This is a genomic window from Ruegeria sp. AL11 (assembly GCF_056540865.1).
In genome coordinates this window covers 1-657 of sequence record NZ_JBQFXO010000072.1, presented here as the reverse complement: position 1 = coordinate 657, position 657 = coordinate 1, and the positions used below count along the sequence as shown (strand labels likewise).

Genomic DNA, 657 nt, shown 5'->3' with positions numbered 1-657 from the left:
GCTGGTCTACCTGATGATGATGGGCACGGCCTTCATGGGCTATGTTCTGCCATGGGGTCAGATGTCCTTCTGGGGTGCGACTGTGATCACCGGTCTGTTTGGTGCCATTCCGTTTGTGGGTGACGCGATCCAGACCTGGCTGCTGGGCGGACCCGCGGTGGATAACGCCACGCTGAACCGCTTCTTCTCGCTGCATTACCTGCTGCCGTTCATCATCGCGGCTTTGGTCGTGGTACACATCTGGGCCTTCCACACCACGGGCAACAACAACCCCACAGGTGTTGAAGTGCGTCGCGGCTCGAAGGACGAGGCGAAGAAAGACACGCTGCCGTTCTGGCCGTATTTCGTGATCAAGGACCTGTTCGCGCTGGCCGTGATCCTGGTCGTGTTCTGGGCCGTTGTCGGTTTCATGCCGAACTATCTGGGCCACCCGGACAACTATATCGAAGCCAACCCGCTGGCGACACCCGCACATATCGTGCCTGAATGGTACTTCCTGCCGTTCTACGCGATCCTGCGTGCCTTTACCGGTGAAGTCTGGGTTGTTCAGTTCGCCAGCTTCATCACCGGTGGTATCGTTGACGCCAAGTTCTTCGGTGTTCTGGCGATGTTTGGTGCGATCCTGGCCATGGCGCTGGCGCCCTGGCTGGACACGTC

At 59.1% G+C, this 657-nt stretch carries 1 pseudogene; it reads left to right on the top strand.

The features are described 5' to 3' along the window. A pseudogene (gene petB / locus ACR0IP_RS23345) lies at window positions 1-657 on the top strand (cytochrome b); the annotation flags it as partial.